Origin of the sequence: Planomonospora sp. ID82291 (genome assembly GCF_015711645.1) — a bacterium.
Classification (GTDB): Bacteria; Actinomycetota; Actinomycetes; order Streptosporangiales; family Streptosporangiaceae; genus Planomonospora.
Window position 1 is genome coordinate 141,834 of record NZ_JABTEX010000003.1, and the last position, 25,701, is coordinate 167,534.

Genomic DNA, 25,701 nt, shown 5'->3' on the forward strand with positions numbered 1-25,701 from the left:
TTCCGGGGAGGTGCGGCATGGCCTGGTCGAAAGACGAGGAGCGAATGCTGCTGCAGATCGAGCGTCACCTCGTCGACGAGGACCCGCGGCTGGCCGCGCGGCTGGAGTCGTTCAACGAGCGCGTCCAGCGCAGAGAGGGGGGCCGCCGCCGGGGGGACCCCGGGCCCGGGGCCGGGAGGTTGCTCAGGCGTCCGCGCCGTTCGACGGTCATCATCATGGTCAGTTGGCTGCTGATCGCGACTCTGATCGCGACGCTGCTGATCCTGGTCCTGAGGCACGACGCCGCCGCGCTTCCGCTCTGAGCCGCTGATCTGAGCCGCTGAATCGCCGCGCCCCCGGGTCACGGCGTCGCTGAAGTCTCCGAAGTCTCCGCGTCGCTGAGCGGAGACGCGCGGGACGGCCGGAGCGGGTTCAGTCCAGGGCGCGCAGGAACGCCGCGGCCACCGGGGCCGCGTCCGTGCCGCCGCCCGCACCCTCCTCGACGATCACGGCGAAGGCCAGGTCGCCCTTGAAACCGATGAACCAGGCGTGGGTCTTCAGATCGTCCTGAGGGCCGTACTCCGCGGTGCCGGTCTTGCCGCGGGTCCCCGCGGGAAGGCCCGCGCCCTCAGCGGTGCCCTTGGTGACCACGGCGGACATCATCCGGTGCATCGGGCCGACGACGCCTTCGGGCAGGGCCCGGGCCTGGAGCTTCTGCTCGGCCGACGGCACGAGGGTCGGCGGACGCCAGGTGCCGTCGGCGAGCGCGGCGGCGACCGAGGCCATCATCAGCGGGCTGGCGGTGATGCGTCCCTGGCCGAAGGACTCGGCGGCCAGTTCGGCGTCGCTCTCGGCCCGGGGGATCCTGCCGCCGTGGACCTCGGGGACACCGATGTCGAGTTCTTCGTTGAAGCCGAACAGCTCGGCGGTCCGCACCATCTCGTCGGCGCCCAGCCGCTCCTTGGCCAGCGGGGCGAAGGTGGTGTTGCAGGAGTGGGCGAAGGAGTCGGAGAAGGTCACCGAGCCGTAGGCGGCGTGGTGGGAGTTGCGGATCGGCAGCCCGCCGACGTTGACGTCCTTGGGGCAGGTGACCCTGTCGCCGGGGCCCACGCCGGCTTCGAGGAGTCCGACGGCGGTGACCGCCTTGAAGGTGGAGCCGGGCGGGTAGGCGCCGCTCAGGGCGCGGTTGAAGCCGCCCTTGTTGTTGACGACGGCGAGGATCTCGCCGGTCGAGGGCTTGACCGCGACCATCGAGGCGGTCTTGTCGAGGTCGCGTACGGCTCCGGCCGCGGCGTCCTGCACCCGCAGGTCCAGGCTGGTCTCCAGGGGCTCGCCCTTCTCGCCCTCGATGGTGCCGACGGTCGTGGCGGCGGCGGACGCGCCTCCGGTGCCGACGATCTGGATCTCGGTGCCGGGGGTGCCGGCCAGGCGCTGCTGGAAGCTCTCCTGCAGCCCGCCCCGCCCGATGGCCTGGCCGGTCTTGTAGGAGGGGCCGAGCTTCTTGACGTCCTTGTCGGTGGCCTTGTCCAGGAAGCCGACGAGCTGCTGGACCGAGCCGCCCACGCCGCCGCCGTCGATGCGCTCGCCGTCGGCGGCGGTGACGGCGGCCCGTTCGGGCCAGGTGGTCTTCAACGCGAAGGAGGACCCGGCGGTGAAGCGGGGGTGCAGCGCGGCGGGGGACCAGTCGACCTTCCAGTGCCGGTCGACGACCGCCAGGTCGATGGTCCCGGAGTAGCTCCACTCGCCGACGTTCTTCAGCCGGAGGGTGGCGGTGTAGGCGGCCTGGGCGGTGTCGTCACCGGTCGTGCGGACCGCGTCGAGCCGGATCGCGGTGCTCTCCACCGCCCAGCCCGTGCGCATGTCGTCGTAGGCGCGGGGGAAGGCGGGGTCGGGGGCGCCCAGCTCGGCGCGCATGGCGGCCTGGTCGCCGCGCTGCCAGGCCTGGGTGAAGCGCTGCGCGGTCTCCTGCGGGGTGCCGCGCGTGTGGAGGTACCACCAGGCTCCGCCGCCGGCGGCGCCCGCCACCAGCACGGCGGCCGTCGTGGTGATCGCTATCGTCCTGCCGCGCGGCATCTGGCCACCCCCGTTCGCCGAAGCTCAGCGCACCACCCTAGCGCGACCAATCCGACATATGCCGAAATATGATCAATTGTCGGTGGTGCGGCGGGGGGCGTAGGCGGTGACGTACTCCTGACCGGAGAGGCTCCGGATCGCCGCCATGATCTCGTCGGTCACCCGGCGGCGGTCGCGGGCGCTGGCCTCCGAGCCGGTGAAGGTCATCGGCTCGCCGATCCGCACCCCGACCCGGCCCAGCCGGGGGAGCGAGGCGCCGATCGGCAGCACCCGGTCGGTGCCGGACATGGCCACCGGGAGCACCGGCGCCCCGGTGGCCAGGGCCAGCCAGGCGACGCCGACCTTGCCGCGGTAGAGGCGGCCGTCGGGGGAGCGGGTGCCCTCGGGGTAGATGCCGAACAGGCCGCCGTCCTTGAGCACCCGGGCCGCGGCGTCGAGCATGTCCTGGGCGGCGGTGGGGCTCTGCCGGTCGATGGCGATCTGGCCGGTGGCCCGCATCCACGCGGCGGTGACGGGGTTGCCGGTGAAGTACTCCTGCTTGGCGACGAAACGCACCTGGCGGGGGACCACCAGCGGCAGGAAGGTCGAGTCGAGGACCGACAGGTGGTTGGAGGCCAGGATGGCCGGTCCGGCGGCGGGCACGTGCTCCACCCCCGTGGCCGTGGTCGGCCAGAGCAGGTGCAGGAAGGGAGAGCTGACGGTCTTGGCCAGGCGGTAGAGCACGGACTCTCCTCACGGTACGGAAGAACACCACAGTAGGCGGTGGCCTGGTGACCGGCGGGTGTGGACATCCTCACAAGCCAAGCTTTGATGTTTGTAGCCCTGGTCCAAAGCCGGGAACCCGAGGGGGCGCAGAAAGGGCACAGGAGGGCACTGCGGACGTCGAGGGAGAGGAAAACGCCCCGCGGGCGCCGGGCGCCCGCGGGGCGGAACGTTTAGTGCCGATGTGGCGGTCGCCTCCTCGGCGAGAGGCACAACACGGCTCCAGCCGAACGGTATTCCGTGAAGGCGGTAATTTGCGGCCCGGGGGACACAAACCACATCGGCACGATGACTCTAACGGACGCGGGGGGGTGGTTATTCCACTTCCCGGTTACCGGTGGGCCGGATGTTCCCGGCCACCGGTGGGCCGGATGCGCCGGATGCGGCGGTCCGCGCCGGTTCAGGCCGGTTCAGGCGGGGGAGGGGCCCACGGGCAGGCGGACGGTGAAGACGGTGCCGCCGCCCTCCCGGGGCGCGGCGGCCACGCTCCCGCCGTGCGCCTCGACGATCGCCCGGGTGACGGCCAGGCCCAGGCCGGTGCCCTTGATCCCGGCCTCCTGCGCGGTGGAGGCGCGGAAGAACCGGCCGAACAGGTGCGGGTACTCCCCGGCCGGGACGCCGATGCCGGTGTCGGCCACGGTGACGACGGCGGCCCGGCCCGCGTCGTCGCCGTGCAGGCCGACGGTGACGGCGCCACCGGCCGGGGTGTACTTGACGGCGTTGGACAGCAGGTTGTCGAGCACCTGGCGGAGCCGTACCGGGTCGGCGTGCACCGGCAGGTGCGCGGCCAGGTCGGTGGTGACGGTCAGGTCCTTGGCCGCGGCGGCGGCCCGGTGGTCGTCGACGGCCTGGCGGACCAGCCGGGTCAGGGAGACCGGCCGCGGATCGACGGCCACCTGCCCGGCGTCCAGCCGGGCCAGGTCCAGCAGGTCGTCCACCAGGTCCAGCAGGTGGGCGCTGGTCCGCTCGATGACGTCGGCGAACATGCGCTGGGTGCCGGTCAGCCCCGGCGCGTCGACGAGCATCTCGACGTAGCCGCGGAGCGTGCCGATCGGGTTGCGCAGCTCGTGGCTGACCAGGGCGACCAGTTCGTCCTTCATCCGGTCCCGCTCCTCGGCCAGGCGGTGGCGCTCGGTCACGTCGGTGGAGATGCCGTCGGCGAACAGCCGGCCGTCCTCGCGGCGCGGAGTGCTGCGGATCCAGATCCACCGGGTGGCGCCGTCCAGGCCCGTGACGCGGCACTCGATCTGCGCCGGAAACCCGGCGCGGACCTTCTCGTCGAAGGCGGTGTAGGCGGGCAGGTCCTCGGGGTGGACGTGCCGGAGCAGCAGGTCGGAGATGTCGGCGCCCGCGGGGACCCGGTCGCCGAACACCCCGGCGGCGTCCTGGCTCTGGTAGACCGAGCGGGCCCGGCCGTCAGGGGTGATCTCGATGCTCCACACGTTGTCGTCGATCTGGGAGACGACCTGGTCGAAGTGGCGGCGGCTGGCGGCCAGGGCCAAGGCGAGCTCCTCGGCCCGGCGGCGCTCCAGGTAGCGGCCGACGTGCGCGCAGACGCCGTCGAGCAGGGCGATCAGGTCGCCGTCGGGCTCCTGTACGGCGTCGCCGCAGAAGACCAGCACCCCCAGCACCTGGTCGCCGCTGCGGACCGGCAGGGCGACGGCCGAGAGCAGGCCCGCCTCCAGCGCGTCCCGCCTGTGCGGGAAAGGGCGGGGTTCGGTCCTCAGATCGCTCATCCAGACCGTCCGACCGGTGGCCCACACCCGCCCCGGCAGCCCCTGGCCCCGCCGGACGGTCTCCGCGGGGTCGCCGGTGAAGGCCAGCCCGGGCCTGTGCCACGCGCCGACGCGCACCAGCACGCTCCGGTCGGGGTCGATCTGCCAGTACTCCCCGTAGGACCAGTCCAGCGCCCGGGCGACCGCGCTGATCACGCGGGTGGCCGCCTGCTCGCTGCAGACCGCCTCGGCCAGCGCCTGCGCCACGGCGTGCTGGGCCTCGCGCAGCACTTGGGCGCGGTACTGGTCGGTGATGTCGTGCAGAGCGGAGACCGCGCCCAGGCGGCGACCGTCGGGAGTGGTGATGGGGCGGCCGTTGACGAGGCAACGGCGCGGTTCGCCCTCCGGAGGGCGGACCACCAGGTGCTGGCCGTCGACGTTCTCACCGGCGTGCGCCCGGGCCAGCGGTGCCTGCTCGGACCGGAGCCGGGTGTGTCCGTCGGGGGCGAACAGGTTGCGGTCCTGCGGCCAGTCGCCGTCGCCTCCGGCCGGCCGGTCGCCCGTCACGTGGTGCAGCTCGCGCGCCGCCCGGTTGAACAGGGTCAGCCGGCCGTCCCCGTCGCAGGCCATCACGCCGACCTGGAGGCTGTCCAGCAGCGCCCGCAGGAAGGTGCGTTCCTCCTCCAGTCGGCGCCGGGCCTCGTGGCGGTCACTGATGTCGTGCACGAACGCGTGCAGGAGCGGCCCGCCGTGCCGGTCGTCGACCTGCAGGGCCATCTCGATGGGGAACTCCCGGCCCGCGCGGTCGACGACGGCCAGCTCCAGGCGGTGGTCGGGCAGGTGGGAGGGGCCGTGCTCGCGAAGGCGGGCCAGGCCCTCGTCGTAGCGGCGGCGCAGCGAGGGCGGGGCGATCAGGGCGGTCACGCTCCGGCCCAGGGCCTCGGTCGCCGACCAGCCGAACAGCCGTTCGGCGGCGGCGTTCCACGCGCGCACGGTCCCGGCGGCGTCGAGGGAGATGAAGGCGTCGCGGGCCTGTTCCAGGATCGCCTGCAGTGCCTGCGCGTCGCCCAGATGCCCGACCGCTCCCATGACCCCGTCCTCTCCGGTTCCCCCGGCTGCGCCCGCCGTGTTCCCCTGTCCGATGTCACGTTATGCGCAAATCTCGTCTCCTGGAGTGACGGGGTCGCGGTGGGCGGCTTTCGCGTCCCCCGCCGGCATCTCCCCGCCGCCGGCCTCCCGCCGGCCCCCGCCGGCCGACGGCGGGGGCCGGCGGGAGGCCGGCTCGCGGCCGACGACCGCGGCTCCGGTGCGGCGGTCAGCGTTCCGTGCGGCGGAAGCCCGCTCGGTAGGCGCTGGGGGTGAGCCCGACCTTGCCGACCAGGTGCTTGCGCAGGGAGTCGGTGCCGCCCAGCCCGCTCCTCCAGGCGATCTCGTCCATCGGCAGGTCGGTGGTCTCCAGCAGCTCCCGGGCCCGGTCGACGCGCCGGTGCAGCAGCCACTGCAGGGGGCTGAGCCCGGTCTCGGCGTGGAAGCGGCGGGTCAGGGTGCGCACGCTGGTGCCCGCGTGCGCGGCGAGGTCCTTGAGGGTCAAGGGCCGGTCCAGGCGCGCCAGCGCCCACGCCCGGGTCTCCGCCAGCCAGGTGCCGCGCTCGGGTGGCAGCGGGGTGGTGATGAACTGCGCCTGACCGCCGGGCCGTACGGGGGAGACGACCGCGGCCCGGGCCGCGGCGTTGGCGGCGGCCGCACCGTGGTCGAGCCGCACCAGGTGCAGGCACAGGTCGATGGCGGCGGCCGCGCCCGCCGAGGTCAGCACCTGGCCGTCGTCGACGTAGAGCACGTCGGGGCGGACCTCGACGGCGGGGTGGCGGGCGGCCAGCGCATCGGCCAGGGCCCAGTGGGTGGTCGCCGGGCGGCCGTCCAGCAGACCCGCCTGCGCCAGCACGAAGGCGCCGGTGCACAGGGAGGCGATGCGCGTTCCGGCGGACGCCGCGTCCCGCAGTGCGCGCAGGGCCCCGGGGTGGGCGGGCCCGCCGCCGCTGCCGACCGCGATCACGGTGTCGGCCCCCGGCACGGCCTCCAGGCCGTGCGGGATGAACAGGTCGGGGCCGCCGGCCGTGGGCACGACGCCCGGCTCGGCCGTGCAGGCCTGGACGGTGTAGCCCGGGACCCCGTCGGCCTCGACGCCGTCGAAGATCATGTACGGCACGGACACGTCGAAGCCCAGGACGGGGGTCACGACGACGAGCACGATGTGATGCACTGGCCGGATCCTCCGGATATTTGGTATTCTGGCCACTGCCGTCAGCCTAGGCGGGTGGTGGACGGTGGGTCCATGACCTTCCACGTGATCATCGGCGCCGGTGCCGCCGCCTCCCGCACCGCCCTGCTGCTCGCCGCCGACGGCGAGCACGTCACGATCGTCAGCCGCGGCGGCGGCGGGCCCGACCACCCCCTGGTCGAGAAGGTGGCCGCGGACGCCGCCGACGCCGACCGGCTCACCCGGCTGCTGGAGGGCGCCGCCACCCTGTTCGGCTGCGCCGCACCGGCGTACCACCGCTGGCTGCAGGAGTTCCCGGCGCTGGCCGACGCCATGCTGACCGCCGCGGCGCGCACCGGCGTGCGCTACGTCATGCTGGGCAACCTGTACGGCTACGGCCTCGTGGAGGGCCCGCTCCACCCGGGGCTGCCCCTGCGGGCCGCCGGGCCGAAGGGCCGTCTGCGGGCCCGCCTGTGGGAGGAGGCCGCCGCCTCGGGTGTGCGGGCCACCGAGGTGCGGGCCGGGCAGTTCTACGGCGCCGGCGCGGTGTCGGTCTTCAGTCTCATGGTCCAGCCACGGGTGCTGGCGGGTGCGCTCGCCCTGGTGCCGCAGGAACTCGACCTGCCGCACAGCTATTCCTCCATCGGTGACACGGCCCGCACGCTGGTCGCCGCGAGCCGCGACGAGCGTGCCCCGGGGCGGGCCTGGCACGTGCCGGTCGTCACGCCGTCGGCGCGCGAACTGGCCGCGCGGCTGGCCCGGCTGGCCGGGGCGCCGGAGCCTCGGCTGGAGAGGCTGACCGAGCGGGACCTGGCGCTGCTGGCGCTCACCGACCCGTTCTGGGCCGAGCTCACCGAGGTCCTGGAGACTCCGGGCCTGCCGTACGTCTCGGATTTCACCGAGACCGAGAAGCTCCTCGGCGTCACGGCCACGCCGGTCGACGAGGTCCTGGCCGAACTGCTCTGAGGTCCGGAACCGGCCCCGGCTCCCGATTCCCCGTCGCATCCGGGCCTCCCCTCCTGGTACCGTCTCGATCATGATCTAGGAACTCGCCTGTCTCCGGGCCGTCTGAGACGGCGTCTCGCCGGACTCACCCGGTGATCGGCGGCGGCCGGGGCGGTCCCGGCCGCCGCTGGGCGCCGCGGACCGGACGCCTCGTTCCGCCCGACCGGCGCGCGACCGCGGCCGGTCCCCGGCGGACCTCCGCGGTCCGGACCTGCGCCCCCCGCGTCCCCGGTCGCCCGTGCCCTTCACCGGTTCCGACGGCCCGCCGACGGGACTCCGCCGCCCCACCGCGGGCGGCTCGACGCTCCGGCATCCGGCGCCACGCCGCATCCGCCGGTTTTCCAGCTGATTATCGATCTGATCGGACTGATCCGCATGTCATCCATCCCGACCGGCTCGCCGCACCCCCGACCGGAAGCCGGTGCCGCTCCCACGTTCGTGCTGGTCCACGGGTCCGGCTCCAACTCGTTCATGTGGTCCTCCGTCCAGCGCGAACTCGCGTTGCTCGGCCACCGCAGCTTCGCCGTCGACCTGCCGGGGCACGGCCTCGACGCGCAGTACCCCGTCGCCTACCAGGCCCCGCAGGACCTCGACGCGTGGGCGGCCGAACCGTCGACCCTGGCCGGGGTCACCCTGCAGGACAACGTCGACATGGTCGTCGACGTCGTCCGCCGGGTGGCCGAGCACGGGCCGGTGGTCCTGGTGGGCGCCAGCCTCGGAGGGACGACCCTCACCGGGGTCGGCAACGCGGTCCCCGGCCTGGTGGACCGGCTGGTGTACATCTCCGCCTGGGCGTGCGTGCAACTGCCGAACCCGATCGAGTACATGCAGGAGCCCGAGTTCGAAGACAGCCTGATGCCGTCTCTGTCCGCGTTCAACGTCGGGGATCCGTCGCGCCTCGGCGTCGGCCGGGCCAACTACCGCACCGCCGATCCGGAGCTGCTGGCCGGCCTCAAGGCGGCGACCATGGCCGACGTCACCGACGAGCGGTTCCGGGCCTTCCTCAACATCCTGCAGCCGGACGAGTCGCTGGCGGTGATGACGGCCGACGCCCGCGGTCACGCCGACACCTGGGGCACGGTCGCCCGCACCTACGTCCGCCTCACCGGTGACCGGTCCATTCCGGTCGCCATGCAGGACAGGCTCATCGCCGAAGCGGACGCGCTGACCCCCGGCAACCCCTACGACGTCCACACTCTGGACACCACGCATGCGGGGTTCGTGTTCAGAGCGGCGGAAGTGGCGGCCGTCCTCGACAAGTCAGCGGTCTAGCGGCACCTCTCAGAAGCAGATCAGCGGGACGGCCCGCGCCTGCAGGATGAAGGCCAGGCCGAGGCACCGGTTCCGCCCGATTTAATATAAATATCCACCGAAATATGAGTTTCGGTGGATATTTATATTTTTACTACCTTTGCGAGGTCGACGCAGCGGCCGGGCGGGCGATCGTCCCGTTTTCGGGTTTGAGTGACTCGTGTTGAATGTCCATTCGTGTCTAGGATGCGGACGAAATCCCCGCGGCCGAGAAAAGATGGCTGCCCTTTCCTTCCGGAACCGGATCCGGCTCCGGAAGGATCACCTCGAAGGGGGCTTGGCCTGGGTGTGGACGCCACATATTTCTTCCCTCTGTGCACGTTAGGGGGTAATTATGTGGCGCTTTGTCCGACATGATATACGGCTTTTGTTTCCCCTATCCATCGCGAGCCGCCGACTGTCTGGATCGGTAAAGGGTCTGGACGGAATCGAGGGACGGCTGTGAAACTCGGCCGTGTTCCCCGCACCACCGCCGGCGATCCCGGGTCGGCCGGCCGGTCGCGCGGAATCCGTCGGCATCCGCCGGCGTCCACCCGTTCGAGAGAAAGGGAATCGCATGAAGCGTTACGAGAAGCCCCGCCTGACGGCCGCCGGCTCCTTCCAGCAGGTCACCGGCCTGCTCGGGTTTTCGGGCAACGACCGGCTGATCCTCAGCAAGAACTGAGATCGGACACTCGTTGACCCAGCCCCTGCTGAGTCGGCCCGGCCACGGCGAGGCGTACTTCGCGGTCCTTCCCGACCGCGAGTCCGCGCCCGCCGTGGCCGCGGCCCTGCGCACCCCGACCGCCCGCATCCTGCACCACGCCTCCGGGCGGCCCTGGCTGATCGGGCACTGGCCGGATGACGGCATCACCCTGGCCGAGGCGGGCGCCACCCGGCTGGCGGTGATCGGCTCCTGTCCGGTCGGCGCCGAGCGGCTGGCGGCCGAGGCCCGCCGCCTGCGCGACCTGGCGCAGCTGGACCGGCTGGCCCGGTCCCTGCCCGGCAGCTTCCACCTGGTCGCCGCCCTGGACGGCCGGCTGCGCGTCCAGGGCACCGCCTCCGGACTGCGGCTGGTGTTCCACGCGCGGGTGGGCGATATGACGGTGGCCGCCGACCGGGCCGACGTCCTGGCCGCCGCCACCGGCGCCGAGCCGGACCGCCGGCAGGTCGCGGTGCGGCTGCTGTGGCCGGTGCCGCACCCGCTGCAGGACACGCCGCTGTGGCGGGGGGTGAGCGCCGTCGAACCCGGTCACTGCCTGCTGGTCCACGCCGACGGGCGGACCGCCCGGCACCGGCGCTGGTGGACCCCTCCCGAGCCGGTCCGCCCCCTGGCCGCCGGCGCCGAAGCCGTACGGCACGCGCTCGACGAGGCGGTCGCCGCACGCACGGCGGGCGGCGGCACGGTCAGTTTCGACCTGTCCGGAGGCCTGGACTCCACCTCGTTGTGCTTCCTGGCCGCGGCCCGGCCGCAGGCCCGCCTCATCGCCTCCACCTGGCCGGGCCGCGACCCGGCCGACGACGACCTGCTCTGGGCGCGCCGTGCGGCCGCCCACCTGCCCGGTGTCGACCACGTCGTGTGGCCGGCCGAGGAGTCGCCGCTGGTCTACGCCGACCTGCTGGACATCGACGACACGCTGGACGAGCCGACCATCGGGGTCATGGACCGCGCCCGGGCGCTGGCGCACGTGCCGCGGCTGGCCGCCCGGGGCAGCCGGCTGCACGTGACCGGGATCGGGGGCGATCACGTCGCCTGGTGCTCGGAGGCCGCCTACCACGGGTTGCTGCGGCGGCGCCCGCTGCTGGCGATCGAGCGGTTGCGCGGGTTCCGGGCGCTGTTCCACTGGCCGGCCGGGCCGATGCTGCGGGCCCTGGCCGACCGCCGCCCCTACCGGCGCTGGCTGGCCGACGCCGCCGCCGGCCTGCGCTCTTCCGCACCGCCGCCGGTCACCGCCGCACTCGGCTGGGGGACGCCACCGCGGATGTTCGGCTGGGTCACCGAGGAGGCGGTGGGCATGGCCGCCGAAGCGATCGCCGAGGCCGCGCGGACCGCCCGGCCGCTGGCGCCCGACCGGGGACGCCACGCCGACCTGCACGCCATCCGCGACACCTGCCGGATCATCCGGCAGTGGGAGCAGATGAGCGCCCGCGCGGGCCTGCCCATGGCCTCCCCCTTCCTGGACGACCGGGTGATCGAGGCGTGCCTGGCCGTGCGCCCGCAGGACCGCGTCACGCCCTGGCGCTACAAGCCGCTGCTGACGGCGGCGATGCGCAGCACCGTTCCCGACGAGTGCCTGCGGCGCACCAGCAAGGCGGAGGCGTCGATGGACGCCGCCGACGGGCTGCGCCGCCACGGCGGCCAGCTGCACGCGCTCTGGGAGGACTCCCGGCTGGCCGAGCTCGGGCTGGTCGACGCCGCCGCGCTGAAGGACCTGGCCGGCCGCCCGGACGCCCCGCACCTCCGTCACGCCATCGTGTATTCGACCATCGGCTGCGAGGTCTGGCTTCGGACCCTGCGACCGGCGACGAGAAAGGTCCCGTCATGACCCTGCGGCTGCGCGCCGGTGTGGCCACCACCGCCACCGACTACGGGGCGGTCCTGCTCGACGAACGCAGCGGTGCGTTCTGGCAGCTCAACCCGACCGCGGCCCTGGCCGTCTCACGGCTGTCGGCCGGTGACACGCCCGAGCAGGCCGCCGCGGCGCTGGCCGCCGAGTTCGAGATCGGACCCGAGCAGGCGCTGGAGGACGTGCAGGCGCTGGTGGAGGACCTGCGGGCCGCCGGGCTGGTGGGGCCGTGACCGTTCCCAGCGCACTGGAGCGGCCCTGCGGGGTGCCGTTCATCCGCCGGATGACGGCCCGGATCGCGGTCGCCGCGGCGTTCGCGCTCAGCCTGCTGCCTCCCGGACGGCTGCGCGCGGTCCTGGCGCTGCTGAGCAGAGGGGCCGGGCCCGCGCGGTACGTCCACGCCAAGGCCGCCCGGGACGCGGTGCTGGCGGTGAGCCTGACCTGCCTGGGCTCGCACGGCTGCCTGCCGCGATCGCTGGCCACCGCCCTGCTGTGCCGCATCTGGGGGGTGTGGCCGACCTGGTGCGCGGGGGTGCGGACGCGACCGCCGTTCGCGGCGCACGCCTGGGTGGAGGCCGACGGCCGCCCGGTGGACGAGGCCGCACCGCCGGGCTATCTCAGCCCGCTGATCACCGTCGCACCGCGCCCCTGACCGGTGACGCCGACGGGTTCCGGGGTCCAGACGTCTCCTCGGTGCCCGGCGGTGTGGCGGGCGGCTCCGGGGCGGCCGCGGCCGGCCGCGGGGACGACGGTGATCCGCCGCTCACAGGGGCTCGGCGGCGGGGAGGGTGATCCGGTCGACGGCCTCGCGGCGGCGCCGCTCGGGGCGGCGGTCGTAGCGGGCGGTGGTGGCGGGTGAGGCGTGGCCGACCAGGGCCTGGGCGGTGGCGAGGTCCACGCCCGTGTCGAGCAGCTCGCCGATGAAGGTGCGGCGGAAGTCGTGGGGGGTGCGCGGTGCGGCTCCGGCCTGGGTCAGCCGCCGGGCCAGGATGTCGGCGACGGCCTGGCCCGTCATGGCCGCCGGCCCGCCGTCGCGGAACCGCAGGAAGCCCGCCCTGCCGATGGGGCAGAACAGCGCCCCGGAGACGCGGCCCCGCACGGCCAGCCAGCGCTCCAGGCGGCCGACGGCCTGGGGGGTGAGATAGACCAGGCGCTCCTTGTCGCGCTTGCCGCGCACCCGCAGCGAGCGGGAGGCCGGATCGTAGTCGTCCAGCGTCAACCCGGCGATCTCCGCGCGGCGGCAGCCGGTGGAGTACAGCGCGGCGAGCAGGGCGGCGTCGCGGATGCCGGCGGGGGAGTCGTCGGCCTCGCAGGCGGCCAGGGCCGCGCCGACGACCTCGGCGGGAACGTGCTGGCCGGTGGGCAGACGGGTGTGCTCGACGGTCGGCAGGTCCGCGGCGCGCTGGTATTCCTCGGCGGTCATCCGCCCGAGCCGCCAGGCCTCCCGCAGCACCCTGCGCAGCGCGACGAGGTGCTTGTTGACGTAGGAGGGGGACCAGCCGCGTTCGGTCATCAGTGCACGCAGGCGCACGGTGTGCTCGTAGCGCAGCAGGTGCCAGGGCTGGCCGGCGCCGGAGACGGCCTCGTCGCCGGAGATGAGGACGGCCAGGCGGTCCAGGCAGCCCCGCATCGCGCGGCGGGACTCGGGACTGGCCAGGGAGTCGAGGTAGACCAGGTAGGGGTCGCGCGCGGGCTCGACGACGGGCCCGGTCGCTGCGGGGGGAACGGCTGGCAGGCTCATCGGGGAGATCCTAACCCTCGACGCGCGGCGTGATCCGGCGGTCCCGGCTCTCGGGAAAGAGCTTTCATAATCTACAATGTAAAGGAGCTTGGTACGAGCAGAAAGTCGATTCCTCACGTCTAAAAAACCCCGACGACCAGCACCCAGTCGATTGTTCGCCCTATTGGGGCTTGTAGTGAGAGAACACCTCCCGCACCTCCTGGGGTGAGCAGGCCAGTGCGGCCTCGTCGGGGTCGGCGCCGGTGACGTGGGGCAGATGGACGACGATGTCGTACGCGTCCAGCGCGTTCACCGGCGCGTAGAACGCGCCCAGGCCGGCGCGTTGCACGCTGGCGGTCCGGACGGCGTCGGCGTCGGCGGGCGACAGCCGCCGCAGGTCGGTGGCGAAGGGGCCGTCGTGGCTGGCGTGCAGGAGGGCGTCGAGGCTGCCGGGCTCCGGGGCGGGCATCGGCGCGAAGAGCGTGCCGGCCATGAACGCGGCGGCGTCGGAGTTGAGCATGTCGCCGGTTCCCGACGTGGTGCCCATGACCAGGTAGTCCTCGCCCAGCCGGTCTGCCAGGTGCATGCCCGCCGGGGTCACCGGGTCCATGCCGGGGAGTACGGCGGGCCCGCGCTGGATGTGGGCGTTGTGGGCGGCCAGGACGATCCGGTCGTGCCTGCGCAGAATCCCCTCGACCGTGTCGGCGATCTCGGCGTCGCGGTTGTAGAGCACGCTTTGATGGTCACCGCCGGTCATGCCGCGGATGACGGAGTCCAGGGTGAGCGCGTGGCGCATGGAGCACAGTGCGCGCTCGTATGCTTCGGCGGTGGTGCGCCTGATGTACTCCAGACGCCGGCCCTTCATGCGCGCGGCGAGGCCGGCGAGGCCCGCTGTCAGTGCGTTCTTCGTCTCGGGCGGAAGCTGCGCGTAGGCGGCCATGGTCGCGGGCGCGACGAACGGGGACGTGGCGGAGAAGGCCGAGGCCGTCTCCCGGATGGCCGGGTCGGCCTCGAAGCCGGGATCGGCCTGCGCGAGGAAGGTGAGCGCGGCGTCCAGGGCGGGGATCAGGGAGGCGTTCTGGCCTCCCAGGTCGATGCCGTAGAAGCCGACCGGGTGCTCGGCGGAGGCGTTGTGCTCGCGCATCCATTCCAGGTGGCTGCCCATCTGGCGCCACAGGCCCATCAGTGAGGTCAGGCCGCCCGCCATGACCTCGCCGAGCCGGTCGTGGCCGCCGCCGCGGACCCAGGTGTCGGCCTGCCATCCCTCCGTGAAACCGGTCTCCATCGCGTAGGCGCCGAAACCGTGCCGCTCGGTCAGGTGGCGCAGGAGGCGGTGGCGCAGTTCGTAGGACTCGCGGTTGTAGTGCGCGCTCTCGCCGATCGCCACCACCCGCGCGTCCCCGATCGCCTCGTCCAGCCATTCCAGGTCGTCCAGCGCTGCGGCCGGATCGAGCGTGCGCAGGGGGGTCACGGCTGCGTTGCTGAGCCGGGTCGGCGGTGCGGTCGTGTGTGCGGTCATCGAGATCCTTCGAATAGTTCCAACTTTGGGAACAGTACCATATATGGGAGTATCGGTTCGTGGACACCCTTGAACTGATCTTGCATCCGGTCCGGTTGCGCATCATGTGGGCGCTGTCGGGTGGTCGCACCCGGACCACGTCCGACCTGTGCGAGAGCCTGACCGATGTGCCGAGGACCACCCTGTACCGGCACGTCGGCATGCTCGCCGACGCCGGGCTGCTGGAAGTCGTCGGCGAGCAGCGGGTGCGAGGGATGATCGAGCGCCACTACCGCCTCCGGCGCGACGCCCTCCACGTCGACCTCGACACGGCCCGGGCCATGTCGAACGAAGACCACCGTCACGGGTTCGCGGTGGCCATGGCGGCGCTGCTCGCCGAGTTCAACGCCTATCTCGATCGGCCGGGAGCCGATCCGGCCGCGGATCGGGTGGGGTATCGGCAGGGAACGTTGTGGCTCAGCCCGGAGGAGATGGAGGAGGTCGCGGGTGAGTTGCTGGAGGTGCTCAGAGCCCGGGCGGGGAACGGGCCCGCACCGGGGCGTCGACCGCATGTGATCAGCGCGATCTTCTTCCCGACGGAACAGCGGAACCAGGAGGACGGGGGCTCGTGAACTCAGGCGATCGAGCCTCGCCGGCCGATTGGAAGGGATGTTTCGGTCCGATATGGTCTCCGGTGGCCGATCGAGAGGGGTCTCATGCCGGAGACGCTGAGCAGGCGGGCGCTCAACCGGGCGACGTTGGAGCGGCAGTTGCTGCTCTCCCGGGCGGGGCTGAGCGCCCTGGAGGCGGTCCGGCACCTGTACGGCATGCAGGCGCAGGCTCCCGCCCCACCGTACGTGGGGTTGTGGAGCCGGTTGGAGGGGTTCGCGCCCGATGACCTGTCGCGGTTGCTCTACGACCGGCGGGTGGTGCGGCTGGCGCTGATGCGTTCCACCATCCATCTGGTGACGGCGGAGGACTGCCTGGTGCTGCGCGCTCTGCTGGCGCCGACGCTGGAGCGGGGGCTGCGGGGGCGGAAGGGGCTGGCGGGTCTGGATCCGGCGGAGGTCGCGCGGGTGGGCCGGGAGCTGGTGGAGGAGCGTCCGCTGACCTTCCGGGAGCTGGGGGCGGCGCTGGCCGGGCGGTGGCCGGAGCGGGATCCCGCCGATCTGGTGGCGGCGGTGCGGGAGACGGTGCCGCTGGTGCAGGTGCCGCCGCGGGGCGTGTGGGGGGTGGGCGGGCAGCCGGCGCACACGAGTGCGGAGGCGTGGCTGGGCCGTGCGCCGGACGGGGCGGCGGGGCCGGCGGAGATGGTGCGGCGGTATCTGGCGGCCTACGGTCCGGCGTCGGTGATGGACGTGCAGCAGTGGTCGGGGATGACGAGGCTGGGAGAGGTCGTCCGGGGGATGGGGCTGCGGGTCTTCGCGACCGAGGACGGCGTCGAGGTGGTGGATCTGCCGGAGGCGGTGCTGCCGGATCCGGATGCGCCGGCGCCGGTGCGTTACCTGGCGGAGTTCGACAACGTGCTGCTGTCGTTCTCGGCGCGGACGCGGACGCGGATCATGGCGGACGAGTACCGGCGGCGGGTGTTCACGGTGAACGGGATCATCAGGGCGACGGTGCTGGTGGACGGGTTCGTGCGGGGGTTGTGGCGGGTGGTGTCGGGTCGGGGTGAGGCGGTGCTGGAGGTGGAGCCGTTCGCGCCGGTGACGGCGGTGCAGCGGGGGGAGCTGGAGGTGGAGGGGCTGCGGATGCTGGAGCTGTTCGCTCCGTCGGCGGAGGTGCGGGGGGTGCGGTTCGTGTGATCGGCCGCGTCTGATCGGCAGGGCCAATTGTGGGAATTGGCCGTTCTCCGGGTCGTGGTTCCCATCCATGATGGGCGCATGGTCTCTGCGGGCGCGGTGGCGGGCATGGCGGCGGTGGCGTTGGGGATGGTGCTGACCCCGGGGCCCAACATGATCTATCTGGTGTCGCGGTCGGTGGCGCAGGGGCGCCGGGCGGGGCTGGTCTCGCTGCTGGGGGTGGCGGGGGGTTTCCTGGTCTACCTGGCGGCGGTGGTCGCGGGGATCACGGCGGTGTTCGCCGTGGTGCCCGCGGCCTACACGGCGGTCAAGCTGGCCGGGGCGGCGTATCTGCTCTGGCTGGCCTGGTGCGCGGTGCGGCCGGGCGGGGGGTCGGTCTTCGCGCTGCGGGAGCCGGCGCCGGACCGGCCGGCGCGGTTGTTCGTGATGGGGCTGGTCACGAGTCTGCTCAATCCGAAGCTGGCGGTCATGTACGTGTCGCTGCTGCCGCAGTTCGTGGATCCGGCGCGGGGGGACGTGGCGGGGCAGAGCCTGGTCCTGGGGCTCACGCAGATCGCGGTGGCGGTGTCGGGCAACGGGATGTTCGTGCTGATGGCGGGGTCGGTGGCGGTGTTCCTGGCCCGTCGGCCGGTGTGGGCGCGGGTGCAGCGCCACCTGATGGGGGCGGTGCTGGGCGGGCTGGCGGTACATCTGATCGCGGACCGCTCCCCGGCGGGGGGCTGATCGCGGGCCGTTCCCCGGCGGGTGAGGGGCCTGGGGTCGCCCGGCCACCGGGGCGACGCGGCGGCGGCGGTGATGGCGGCGGCGGTGATGGCGGCGGCGAACGGATGTTACCAACAAGTCAGTAACTTGTAATGCGAGCTTGTAAATCCGGTGGTGCGGGCGGACATTCTGAGCATCCCAGCTGATCGGGGAGGACCCAGGAGGCCAGATTGAAGCTCCCGCGCCGGGCACTCGTCCTGCTCACCGCACTGAGCGCCGCGCTCGCCCCGGGGGCGGTCGCGGCGGGGACCGCGCAGGCGTCGCGGGCCGTCACGTCGATGGCCTCGATGGGCGACTCCATCACGCAGGGGTTCAACGCCTGCGGTTTCTACGTCGACTGTCCGTCCAGGTCCTGGTCAACCGGCTCGAGTTCGTCGGTGCGCAGCCACTATCGGCGGCTGCGGGAGGTCAACGCCGATCTGGTGGCCCACAACGTGAGCCGTTCGGGGGCCAGGGTCGCCGATCTGCAGGGTCAGGCCGAGCGGGCCGTCGCGGCCGGGGCGGGGTACGTGACGGTCCTGATCGGCGCCAACGACGCCTGCACGTCGTCGGAGGCGGGGATGACGTCGGTGGCCGACTTCGAGGCGAGGTTCCGTACGGCGATGCGGACGCTCGCGCAGGGGGTGCCGGAGGCGACGGTGTTCGTGGCGAGCATTCCCGACGTCAAGCGGTTGTGGGAGGTCGGGAGGGGCAGTTCCTCGGCCCGGGCGGCGTGGGCGGCGCTGAACATCTGCCAGTCGATGCTGGCGCGGCCGCGTTCGACGGATCAGGCGGATGCGGAGCGGCGGGATCGGGTGCGCCAGCGGGTGGCCGATTTCAACGCGGTGCTGGAGCGGGTCTGCGCCGAGCAGGCCGGGTGCCGGTACGACGGCGGGGCGGTGTTCGGTTATCCGTTCGAACTGTCGCACATGAGCCGCTGGGACTACTTCCATCCCAACGCGGCCGGGCAGCGGCTGCTGGCCGAGGTGACCTATCCGCCGGCGGGGCTCGACGGGTGATCCGCGGGCGGGTGCGTGCGGTGGTCGCCGGGTGCCGCGGGGCGGCGTTCAGCCGGTCGCCTCGCGGTAGCGGTGGGCGAGGGTGCGCAGGAGGTCGCGAAGTTCGGGCGGGTCCAGGACGGTGAAGGGCAGGCCGAGGGTGCCGAGGAAGGCGGCCACGTGGTGCAGGGACTCGCCGCCGGTCTCCAGGACGCCGTCGTCGTGCAGGAGGCCGGCGGTGGGCGGCAGGACCTGGGAGATCTGGTCCAGGGGGGCGTGCAGGCGGACCCGGGCCGGGTGGCTCCAGGCGGTGGAGGCGACGCCGCGGACGACGTGGGTGGCGGCGTCGTCGGGGGGAGTGCGGGGGGTGAAGCGGGGGCCGTTGGGGGTGCGCAGGGCGATGCGGTCGGCGCGGAAGGTGCGCCAGTCGGCACGGCCGGTGTCCCAGGCGAGCAGGTACCAGCGGCGGCCGGTGTAGACGAGGCGGTGGGGTTCGGCGGTGCGCGGGCCGGTGGTGCCGTCGTGGCTGCGGTAGTCGAAGCGCAGCTGCTCGTGGTCGCGGACGGCGGCGGCGACGGCGGTGAGCGTCGCGGCGTCGACGGTGGGGCCGCGGCGGGCGACGGAGACGGTGGCCGCGCCCACGGCGTCGATGCGGTGCCGTAGCCGGGAGGGGAGCGTCTGCTGGAGTTTGGCCAGGGCGCGCAGCGCGGTCTCCTCCAGCCCGGTGACGGTGCCGGCGGCCGCGGCGTGCAGGCTGACGGCCACGGCGACGGCTTCGTCGTCGTCGAGGATCAGCGGGGGCAGGGTGGCGCCGGCGCCGAGGCGGTAGCCGCCCGCGGGGCCGGTGGCCGAGTGGATGCGGTAGCCGAGGATGCGCAGCCGTTCGACGTCGTTGCGCACGGTGCGGGTGGTGACGCCGAGCCGGTCGGCGAGTTCGGGACCGGGCCAGTCGGGGCGTGACTGCAGCAGGGCCAGGAGGCGCAGGAGCCGGACCGAGGTTTCCACCACTTCTTCAGTCTGCCAGGAGTCGAGGAACCGTATGTTCCTCGATCGTTCCTAGAGTCCGGGGAGGGACAGCGAGAGGGGCAGTCGTATGTTGCGAGGACCGGCCACCGTCAACATCTGGGCCGACGACCTGGAGGCGGCCAGGACGTGGTACGCCGAGCTGCTGGGCGCGGAGCCGTACTTCGAGGCGCCGGGTGGCGGCCGGCCGGCCGCCTACTACGAGTTCAGGATCGGCGACCACCTGACCGAGCTGGGGTTGATCGACCGGCGCTACGCTCCGGCGGGCGCGGACGGCGCGGGTCCGGGGGGCGCGGTGCTGCACTGGCACGTCGACGACGTGCGGGCGGCGCTGGACCGGCTGCTGTCCATGGGGGCCGTGCCGTACATGCCGCTCACCGAGCGCGGTCCCGGGTTCGTCACCGCTTCGGTGGTCGACCCGTTCGGCAACGTGCTCGGCGTCATGTACAACCGGCACTATCTGGAGGTCGTGGGCCGATGATGCGTTTCGCGGATGCCGCGCAGTGGGAGTCGTGGCTTGCCGTGCACCACGCGACCGAGGGCGAGGCCTGGCTGGAGATCGCCAGGAAGGGGTCGGGTGAGGAGCTGGTCGCGATCGGGGAGGCGCTGGAGGTGGCGCTGTGCTACGGCTGGATCGACAGCCACCGCAGGTCCTGCGACGAGCGGCGCTTTCTGCAGCGCTACTCGCCGCGGCGCAGGCGCAGCCCGTGGTCGCGGGTGAACGTCGAGCGGGTGGAGGCGCTGACCGCGGCGGGGCGGATGCGTCCGCCGGGTCTGGCGGAGGTCGCCGCGGCGCAGGCGGACGGCCGCTGGGCGTCGGCGTACGCGGCTCAGCGGGAGGCGGTCGTCCCGCCCGATCTGGCCGAGGCGCTGGCGGCCGACGCGCGGGCCGCCGCGCGGTTCGAGGTGCTCGGTGCGACCGGTCGCTACCGGCTGGTGCTGCCGTTGCTGAAGGCCAGGACGGCGGCCGGGCGGGCGGCCCGTCTGGAGCGGGTGGTACGGGGGCTGGGCGGGGGGTGAGGGGAGGGCCGGTGGGCGGGGGTGCGGCACCGCGGGAGCGGGGCCGGGGGCCGGGGGTCGCTGGGGTCGGGGCGGGGCCGCGGGTTCGGCACAATGACCGGTGTGCGAGTCGAATTGCTCGGGCCGTTCGAGGTCCGCAGCCCCGAGGGGGCCGTGCTGCAGGTTACCGGGGTCCGGTTGAGGGCGTTGCTGGCCGCCCTGGCCCTGCAGCCGGGGCGGGTGGTGGCGCGGGCGAGGCTGGTGGACTGGATCTGGGGGCGGCGGCCGCCTGTGGACGAGGTGAACGCGTTGCAGGCGTTGGTGTCGCGGTTGCGCCGGGTGCTGCCGGGCGGTGTGGTGGAGGCGGTCCCGGGCGGGTACCGGCTGGCGGTGGCCGCTGACGCGGTGGACGCGTGCCGGTTCGAGGATCTGGTGGGCCGGGCCCGCGGCGCCGGGCCCGCGGCGCGGGCGGACCTGCTGCGTTCGGCGCTGGCGTTGTGGCGGGGCGCGGCCATGGCGGACCTCGCGCTGCCGGACAGCGACGCGTTCGCCGCCGCGGTGGCGCGGCTGGACGAGCTGTACGTCGCCGCGCTCGGGGACCGGGTGGAGGCGGACCTGCGTCTGGGGCGCGGTCCGGAGCTGGTCTCCGAGCTGACCGGGCTGGTCGCGTCGTATCCGCTGCGGGAGGGGTTCGCGGGGGCCCTGATGCGGGCGCTGGCCGAGGCGGGGCGGGGGAGTGAGGCGCTGGCGGTGTACCAGCGGACGCGTGAGCGGCTCGCCGAGGAGCTGGGCGCCGATCCGTCGGCGGAGCTGGCCGCGCTGCACACCGCGCTGCTCCGTGGTGAGCTGGGCGGGCGGGCGCAGGGCCGCAGGACGAATCTGCGCGCCGAGTTGACGAGTTTCGTGGGCAGGGACGCCGACGTCGGCGCGGTCGCGGATCTGGCCGCGGGCCACCGGCTGGTCACGTTGACGGGGGCGGGCGGCTGCGGCAAGACCAGGCTGGCCGGGGAGGTCGCGCGGACGATGCTCGCGGGGCTGCCGGACGGGGCGTGGCTGGTCGAGCTGGCGTCGGTTCCCGCGGGCGGCGAGCCGGTGCAGGCCGCTCTGTCCGCGGTCGGGCTGCGGGAGCAGGCGCTGCTCGGTGACGCGCGGGGCGGGGAGCCGATGGATCGGCTCGTGGCCGCGCTGCGTGAGCGTGCGATGCTGCTGGTCCTGGACAACTGCGAGCACATGATCGAGGCGGTCGCGGTCTTCGCGGACCGGCTCCTGGGGGAGTGCCGGGGGCTGCGGATCATCGCCACGAGCCGGGAGCCGCTCGGCATCACCGGGGAGGTGCTGTGGCAGGTCGAGCCGCTCGGGCTGCCGGCCGAGGGTGCGGGCCCGGCCGAGGTCGGGGCCTCGCCCGCGGTACGGCTGCTGCGCGACCGCGGGGGTCTGGTGCGCAAGGGCGTCGGGTCCGATGCGGCCGCGCTGTCGGCGATGGCGCGGATCTGCCGGGTGCTCGACGGGATGCCGCTGGCGATCGAGCTGGCCGCGGTACGGCTGCGCACCATGTCCGTCGATCAGCTGGCGCGGCGGCTCGATGACCGGTTCCGGTTGCTGACGGGCGGCAGCCGTACGGCGCTGTCGCGGCACAGGACGCTGCGTGCGGTCGTGGACTGGAGCTGGGATCTGCTGACCGAGGCCGAGCGCGGTGTGCTGCGGCGGTTGTCGGTGTTCTCCGGCGGGGCGGGCCTGGAGGCGGCCGAGCGGGTGTGCGGGGAGGGGCTGCCCGCCGGTGAGCGGGTGTTCGAGGTGCTCACCGCGTTGATCGAGAAGTCGTTGGTGCTCGCCGACGGCGGGGACGTGCCGCGTTACCGGATGCTGGGCACGATCAGGGAGTACGCGGCGGACCGGCTGGTCGAGGCGGGGGAGGGCGAGTCGGCGCGCCGGGCGCATCTGGCCTGGTTCACCGAGCTGGCCGAGACGGCCGATCCGCACCTGCGTGCGGCCGGGCAGTTGGAGTGGCTGGCGGTGCTGGAGGCCGAGCACGACAACATCGCCGCGGCGCTGCGCGGGGCGATCGCCGAGGGGTGGGCGCAGGAGGCGATGCGGCTGGTCGCGGCCGTGGGGTGGCACTGGTTCCTCAGTGGGCGCCGGGCCGAGGGCACCGGGTTGGGCGTCGCGGCGGCCTCCTTGGAGGGGGAGGTCTCCGATGGGGTGCGGGCGGTGGCGTACACCATCGTGGCGGTGTTCGTGTCCTCGGGGGTCGGTGGTGATCAGTATCAGGCGCGGGAGTGGATCCAGAAGGCGTCGCGGTTCGCGCGGCGCAGCGGGCGTCGTCATCCGGTGCTCGGGTTCGCCGCTCCGCTGGAGGCGATGCTGCGCGGGCCGGAGGAGTTCCTGCCGGCGTTCGAGCCGCTCATCGCCGATGGTGATCTGTGGGTGAGCGCGCAGGCCAGGCTCGCCCGCGGCCGGTTGCGGCTGGTGCTGGACGGTGATGAGACCGGTGTGGACCTCGACGCCGAGGTCGCCCTCGCCGCGTTCCGCCGGGTGGGGGATCGGTGGGGGATCGCGCTGTCGCTGGGTTTCCTGGGTGATCGGCTGGCCATGCGCGGTGAGTTCGCCCGGGCGTGTGAGCACTGGGAGGAGGCGGTGGCGGCGCTGGCCGAGCTGGGCGCGACCGAGGACCTGGTCGGGTTGCGGGCGCGGCAGGCGCAGCTGTACTGGCTGCTGGGCGACGAGCGGTCCAGTGCCTGCGCGATGGCGCAGGCGCAGCGGTACGCGGAGGGGATCGCCTGGCCGGACACGGTCGCCGAGTTGGCGATCGCGAAGGCGGAGCTGGCGCGCTGGCGCGGTGAGCCGGAGGTGGCGCGCCGGCACCTGGCCACGGTGCGGGCGATGCTGGACGATGAGCGGATCGGTCGGATCCGCGCCAAGGCGATGGACATGTACGGCTATCTCGCGGAGGATCTGGAGAGTTCCCGCGCCTATCGGGCCGAGGCGTTGCGCGCGGTGGCGGGGACGGCGTTTCCGCCGATGCTGGCGGGGGTGCTGGTCGGGATCGCGGATCTGGCGCTGCGCCGGGGGCAGGACGAGCAGGCGGTGCGGTTGCTGGCGGCGGGTGACGCCGTGCGCGGTGCGCCGGATCGTTCGCAGCCGGACGCTTGCAGGATCGCGGCGCAGGCGCGCGGTCGTCTCGGTGAGGCGCTGTTCGCCGAGGCGGTCCGTGAGGGTCGGCGGCGGGACTGGCGTGAGCTGGCCGAGATCGCGCTCGCTCCGTGAACGTCGTGCGTGCCGGCGGGCGGGTGCCGGCCCGGTGAGCGCGGTGAGGGCGGTGCGTGCGGTGTGTTCCGGCGGGCGGGGTGACCAGGTCCTCGCCTGCCGGGTTTCTGTCGGGGGAGCGGTCCGGTGTTAGAAATGCCGCGGTGCTGGTAGAAAAACAAGCGCCTGCCCTGGAATCCGCAGGTGTGAGGAGGGCCCGCCATGCTGTTCGCACCCGATCACGGCCCGGCGTTCACCGTCTCGGCCGGTCTGTACAACGATGCGGTCGTCGTGCGCGCCTGCGGGGCGCTCGACGCGGCCGGCGCCCCGGTCCTGCGTGAGCAGTTGCATCGTCTGTGGGGTCTGTCGGAGTTGCCGGTCGTCGTCGTCGATCTGACCGAGACCACGTTCTGCGACTCGACGGGGCTGGGTGTGCTGGTCGCCGCCCTGCAGCGCTGCGAGGGGCGGGGCACGCGGTTGGTGCTGGCCGGCGTCGACGGGGTGGTGGCGCGTGTGCTGGCCATCACCGGCCTGCGTACGACGTTCGAGATCTGCCCGACTCCCGCCGACGCCCTGCGGGTGGCCGCCCGCCGGGACACGCGGTCCGGTGAGGGGCACCTCAGTTCCGCGTAGGCGCGGGGGCGGGTGAGGGGCTGCTTGCGCCGTCAGGCGCCGGTCCGGTTCCGGGCCGCAGGGGGCGGAAGAAGGCGCGCACGTCGTGGACGAGCAGTTCCGGTTCCTCCATCGCCAGGAAGTGGCCGCCCCGGTCGAGTTCGGTCCACCGCACGATGGCGTGGTCGCGTTCGGCCCAGCGGCGGATGGTGACGTCGTGGGCGGAGACGAGCACTCCGGTGGGCACGGTTCCGCGGGAGGGGGCGGTCCAGGCGGCGGTGTCGCCGGAGGGGCCGTCTCCGCCTGGACCGGTTGCGGCGGTGTCGCCGGAGGGGCCGTCTCCGCCTGGACCGGTTGCGGCGGTGTCGCTCCAGGAGGGGGCGGAGATCTCCTCGTAGTAGATCTGCGCCGCCGATCCGGCGGTGCCGGTCAGCCAGTACAGCGAGACGTCGGTCAGGATGCGGTCGCGGTCGACGCTGTCTTCGGGCAGTCCCTCTTCGGGGTGGGTGAGCTCCTTGAACTTCTCCACGATCCAGGCGAGCTGGCCGACGGGTGAGTCGTGCAGTCCGTAGGCCACGGTCTGCGGCCGTTTGGCGTTGCACTGCAGGTAGCCGTCGTTGAAGTCCTGCATGGCCTGCCAGCGGCGCTGCTCGGCCGGTGTCAGGCCGTCGGTCTCGCCCTCGGCGCCGGTGGGGAAGGCGAGCAGGGCGTTGAGGTGGATGCCGGTGACGCGGTCGGGGTTCTGTTCGCCGAGGTGGGGGGCGACCCAGGCGCCGGTGTCGTAGCCCTGCACGCCGTAGCGGTGGTAGCCGAGCAGGTCCATCAGCCGGGCCAGCAGCGCGGCCATCCTGGCGGCGTCCATGCCGGGTCCGGCCAGCGGGGTGGAGAAGCCGAAGCCCGGCAGGGACGGGATGACGAGGTCGAAGGCGTCGGCGGCGTCGCCGCCGTGCGCGCGGGGGTCCGACAGCGGGCCGATGACGTCGAGGAAGTCCACGACGCCGCCGGGCCAGCCGTGCAGCAGCAGCAGCGGGGCGGCGCCGGGTTCGGGGGAGCGCACGTGCACAAAGTGGAGGGTCTGCCCGTCGATGGTGGTGCGGTACTGCGGGTGGGCGTTGAGGGCGGCTTCGTGTGTCCGCCAGTCGTAGCCGGTGCGCCAGTATGCGGCGAGGTCCTTCAGGTAGGCGACGGGCACGCCGCGGCTCCAGCCGACGCCGGGCAGTTCGTCCGGCCAGCGGGTGGCGGTCAGGCGGGCGGCGAGGTCGTCCAGGTGCGCCTGGGGGACGTCGATGCGGAAGGGCAGGATCTGCGGCCGGGGGCTTGCGGGGGCCGCGGGGCCGGTGGTGTGGCGGGGGTTGGTCATGCCGGAGAAGCTACGGGGCGCTTAGGACGGATCCGGTCCTAAGGATCGGGCAGTCTG

At 73.5% G+C, this 25,701-nt stretch carries 23 protein-coding genes; 15 read left to right on the forward strand and 8 right to left on the reverse strand.

Annotated elements, in window-relative coordinates:
* The first annotated feature begins 17 nt into the window (after positions 1–17).
* On the forward strand, positions 18–302 hold the full coding sequence (locus HS045_RS19980) for a DUF3040 domain-containing protein (RefSeq protein WP_196452983.1): 285 nt from the start codon (positions 18–20) through the stop codon (positions 300–302).
* 109 nt (positions 303–411) lie between these two features.
* Here HS045_RS19980 and HS045_RS19985 read toward each other — a convergent pair whose 3' ends face one another.
* The 4 genes from HS045_RS19985 to HS045_RS34760 all read right to left on the reverse strand — a co-directional run bounded on the left by HS045_RS19985 (position 412) and on the right by HS045_RS34760 (position 6,789).
* The gene (locus HS045_RS19985; protein ID WP_196452984.1) at positions 412–2,052 is read right to left on the reverse strand and encodes a penicillin-binding transpeptidase domain-containing protein; all 1,641 of its coding nucleotides are present in this window, start codon (positions 2,050–2,052) and stop codon (positions 412–414) included.
* 72 nt (positions 2,053–2,124) lie between these two features.
* Positions 2,125–2,775 carry a 1-acyl-sn-glycerol-3-phosphate acyltransferase gene (locus tag HS045_RS19990; RefSeq protein WP_196452985.1) on the reverse strand — a complete coding sequence of 217 codons (651 nt, stop codon included), beginning with the start codon at positions 2,773–2,775 and terminating at the stop codon, positions 2,125–2,127.
* A gap of 449 nt (positions 2,776–3,224) precedes the next feature.
* Complete coding sequence (locus HS045_RS19995; RefSeq protein WP_196452986.1) at positions 3,225–5,618, reverse strand: PAS domain S-box protein; 2,394 nt, start codon at positions 5,616–5,618, stop codon at positions 3,225–3,227.
* A gap of 226 nt (positions 5,619–5,844) precedes the next feature.
* Positions 5,845–6,789 carry a helix-turn-helix domain-containing protein gene (locus HS045_RS34760; protein ID WP_307827613.1) on the reverse strand — a complete coding sequence of 315 codons (945 nt, stop codon included), beginning with the start codon at positions 6,787–6,789 and terminating at the stop codon, positions 5,845–5,847.
* A gap of 72 nt (positions 6,790–6,861) precedes the next feature.
* Between HS045_RS34760 and HS045_RS34765 the strand changes: the two genes are divergently transcribed.
* The 6 genes from HS045_RS34765 to HS045_RS20025 all read left to right on the forward strand — a co-directional run bounded on the left by HS045_RS34765 (position 6,862) and on the right by HS045_RS20025 (position 12,300).
* A complete protein-coding gene (locus HS045_RS34765; protein WP_230884498.1) occupies positions 6,862–7,752 on the forward strand; it encodes an NAD-dependent epimerase in 891 nt (296 codons plus the stop codon).
* A gap of 414 nt (positions 7,753–8,166) precedes the next feature.
* Positions 8,167–9,063, forward strand: coding sequence for an alpha/beta fold hydrolase (locus tag HS045_RS20005; protein ID WP_230884499.1), 897 nt, complete (start codon positions 8,167–8,169; stop codon positions 9,061–9,063).
* Positions 9,064–9,658: 595 nt separating this feature from the next.
* Entirely contained in the window at positions 9,659–9,766 is a 108-nt protein-coding gene (locus HS045_RS20010) for a keywimysin-related RiPP (RefSeq protein ID WP_196452988.1), read from the forward strand.
* A gap of 13 nt (positions 9,767–9,779) precedes the next feature.
* Positions 9,780–11,627, forward strand: coding sequence for a lasso peptide isopeptide bond-forming cyclase (locus tag HS045_RS20015; RefSeq protein ID WP_304609620.1), 1,848 nt, complete (start codon positions 9,780–9,782; stop codon positions 11,625–11,627).
* Positions 11,624–11,881 (forward strand): lasso peptide biosynthesis PqqD family chaperone, encoded by a 258-nt coding sequence (locus HS045_RS20020; protein WP_196452989.1) that lies wholly within the window; start codon positions 11,624–11,626, stop codon positions 11,879–11,881. Before HS045_RS20015 ends, HS045_RS20020 begins: the two co-directional genes overlap by 4 nt.
* Entirely contained in the window at positions 11,878–12,300 is a 423-nt protein-coding gene (locus HS045_RS20025) for a lasso peptide biosynthesis B2 protein (protein ID WP_307827614.1), read from the forward strand. Before HS045_RS20020 ends, HS045_RS20025 begins: the two co-directional genes overlap by 4 nt.
* A 111-nt stretch (positions 12,301–12,411) precedes the next feature.
* Here HS045_RS20025 and HS045_RS20030 read toward each other — a convergent pair whose 3' ends face one another.
* Together HS045_RS20030 and HS045_RS20035 are read right to left on the reverse strand one after the other, a co-directional pair.
* The gene (locus HS045_RS20030; RefSeq protein WP_196452990.1) at positions 12,412–13,389 is read right to left on the reverse strand and encodes a tyrosine-type recombinase/integrase; all 978 of its coding nucleotides are present in this window, start codon (positions 13,387–13,389) and stop codon (positions 12,412–12,414) included.
* Between the two features lie 160 nt (positions 13,390–13,549).
* The gene (locus HS045_RS20035) at positions 13,550–14,887 is read right to left on the reverse strand and encodes an erythromycin esterase family protein (RefSeq protein ID WP_196452991.1); all 1,338 of its coding nucleotides are present in this window, start codon (positions 14,885–14,887) and stop codon (positions 13,550–13,552) included.
* 59 nt (positions 14,888–14,946) lie between these two features.
* Between HS045_RS20035 and HS045_RS20040 the strand changes: the two genes are divergently transcribed.
* The 4 genes from HS045_RS20040 (at position 14,947) to HS045_RS20055 (ending at position 18,428) form a co-directional block, all read left to right on the forward strand.
* A complete protein-coding gene (locus HS045_RS20040; protein WP_307827615.1) occupies positions 14,947–15,498 on the forward strand; it encodes a helix-turn-helix domain-containing protein in 552 nt (183 codons plus the stop codon).
* An 84-nt stretch (positions 15,499–15,582) separates the two neighbouring features.
* Positions 15,583–16,671: a winged helix DNA-binding domain-containing protein gene (locus tag HS045_RS20045; protein ID WP_196452992.1), complete on the forward strand. Its 1,089-nt coding sequence runs from the start codon at positions 15,583–15,585 to the stop codon at positions 16,669–16,671.
* A gap of 78 nt (positions 16,672–16,749) precedes the next feature.
* Positions 16,750–17,391, forward strand: coding sequence for a LysE family translocator (locus HS045_RS20050; RefSeq protein WP_196452993.1), 642 nt, complete (start codon positions 16,750–16,752; stop codon positions 17,389–17,391).
* A gap of 209 nt (positions 17,392–17,600) precedes the next feature.
* The gene (locus HS045_RS20055) at positions 17,601–18,428 is read left to right on the forward strand and encodes a GDSL-type esterase/lipase family protein (protein ID WP_196452994.1); all 828 of its coding nucleotides are present in this window, start codon (positions 17,601–17,603) and stop codon (positions 18,426–18,428) included.
* Between the two features lie 48 nt (positions 18,429–18,476).
* On the opposite strand, the gene HS045_RS20060 is transcribed toward HS045_RS20055, so the two are convergent.
* Positions 18,477–19,415: a YafY family protein gene (locus HS045_RS20060; RefSeq protein WP_196452995.1), complete on the reverse strand. Its 939-nt coding sequence runs from the start codon at positions 19,413–19,415 to the stop codon at positions 18,477–18,479.
* Positions 19,416–19,500: 85 nt separating this feature from the next.
* On the opposite strand from HS045_RS20060, the gene HS045_RS20065 reads away from it, so the two are divergent.
* From HS045_RS20065 to HS045_RS20080, 4 genes are all read left to right on the forward strand, one after another.
* Positions 19,501–19,911, forward strand: a complete 411-nt coding sequence (locus HS045_RS20065) for a VOC family protein (RefSeq protein WP_196452996.1) — start codon at positions 19,501–19,503, stop codon at positions 19,909–19,911.
* A complete protein-coding gene (locus HS045_RS20070; protein ID WP_196452997.1) occupies positions 19,908–20,450 on the forward strand; it encodes a YdeI family protein in 543 nt (180 codons plus the stop codon). Before HS045_RS20065 ends, HS045_RS20070 begins: the two co-directional genes overlap by 4 nt.
* A 93-nt stretch (positions 20,451–20,543) precedes the next feature.
* A complete protein-coding gene (locus HS045_RS20075; protein WP_196452998.1) occupies positions 20,544–23,693 on the forward strand; it encodes a BTAD domain-containing putative transcriptional regulator in 3,150 nt (1,049 codons plus the stop codon).
* Positions 23,694–23,894: 201 nt separating this feature from the next.
* Positions 23,895–24,305 carry an STAS domain-containing protein gene (locus HS045_RS20080; protein WP_196452999.1) on the forward strand — a complete coding sequence of 137 codons (411 nt, stop codon included), beginning with the start codon at positions 23,895–23,897 and terminating at the stop codon, positions 24,303–24,305.
* Here HS045_RS20080 and HS045_RS20085 read toward each other — a convergent pair.
* Positions 24,292–25,644 (reverse strand): epoxide hydrolase family protein, encoded by a 1,353-nt coding sequence (locus HS045_RS20085; protein ID WP_196453000.1) that lies wholly within the window; start codon positions 25,642–25,644, stop codon positions 24,292–24,294. The two genes, HS045_RS20080 and HS045_RS20085, sit on opposite strands and share 14 nt — an antisense overlap.
* Positions 25,645–25,701 lie beyond the last annotated feature (57 nt).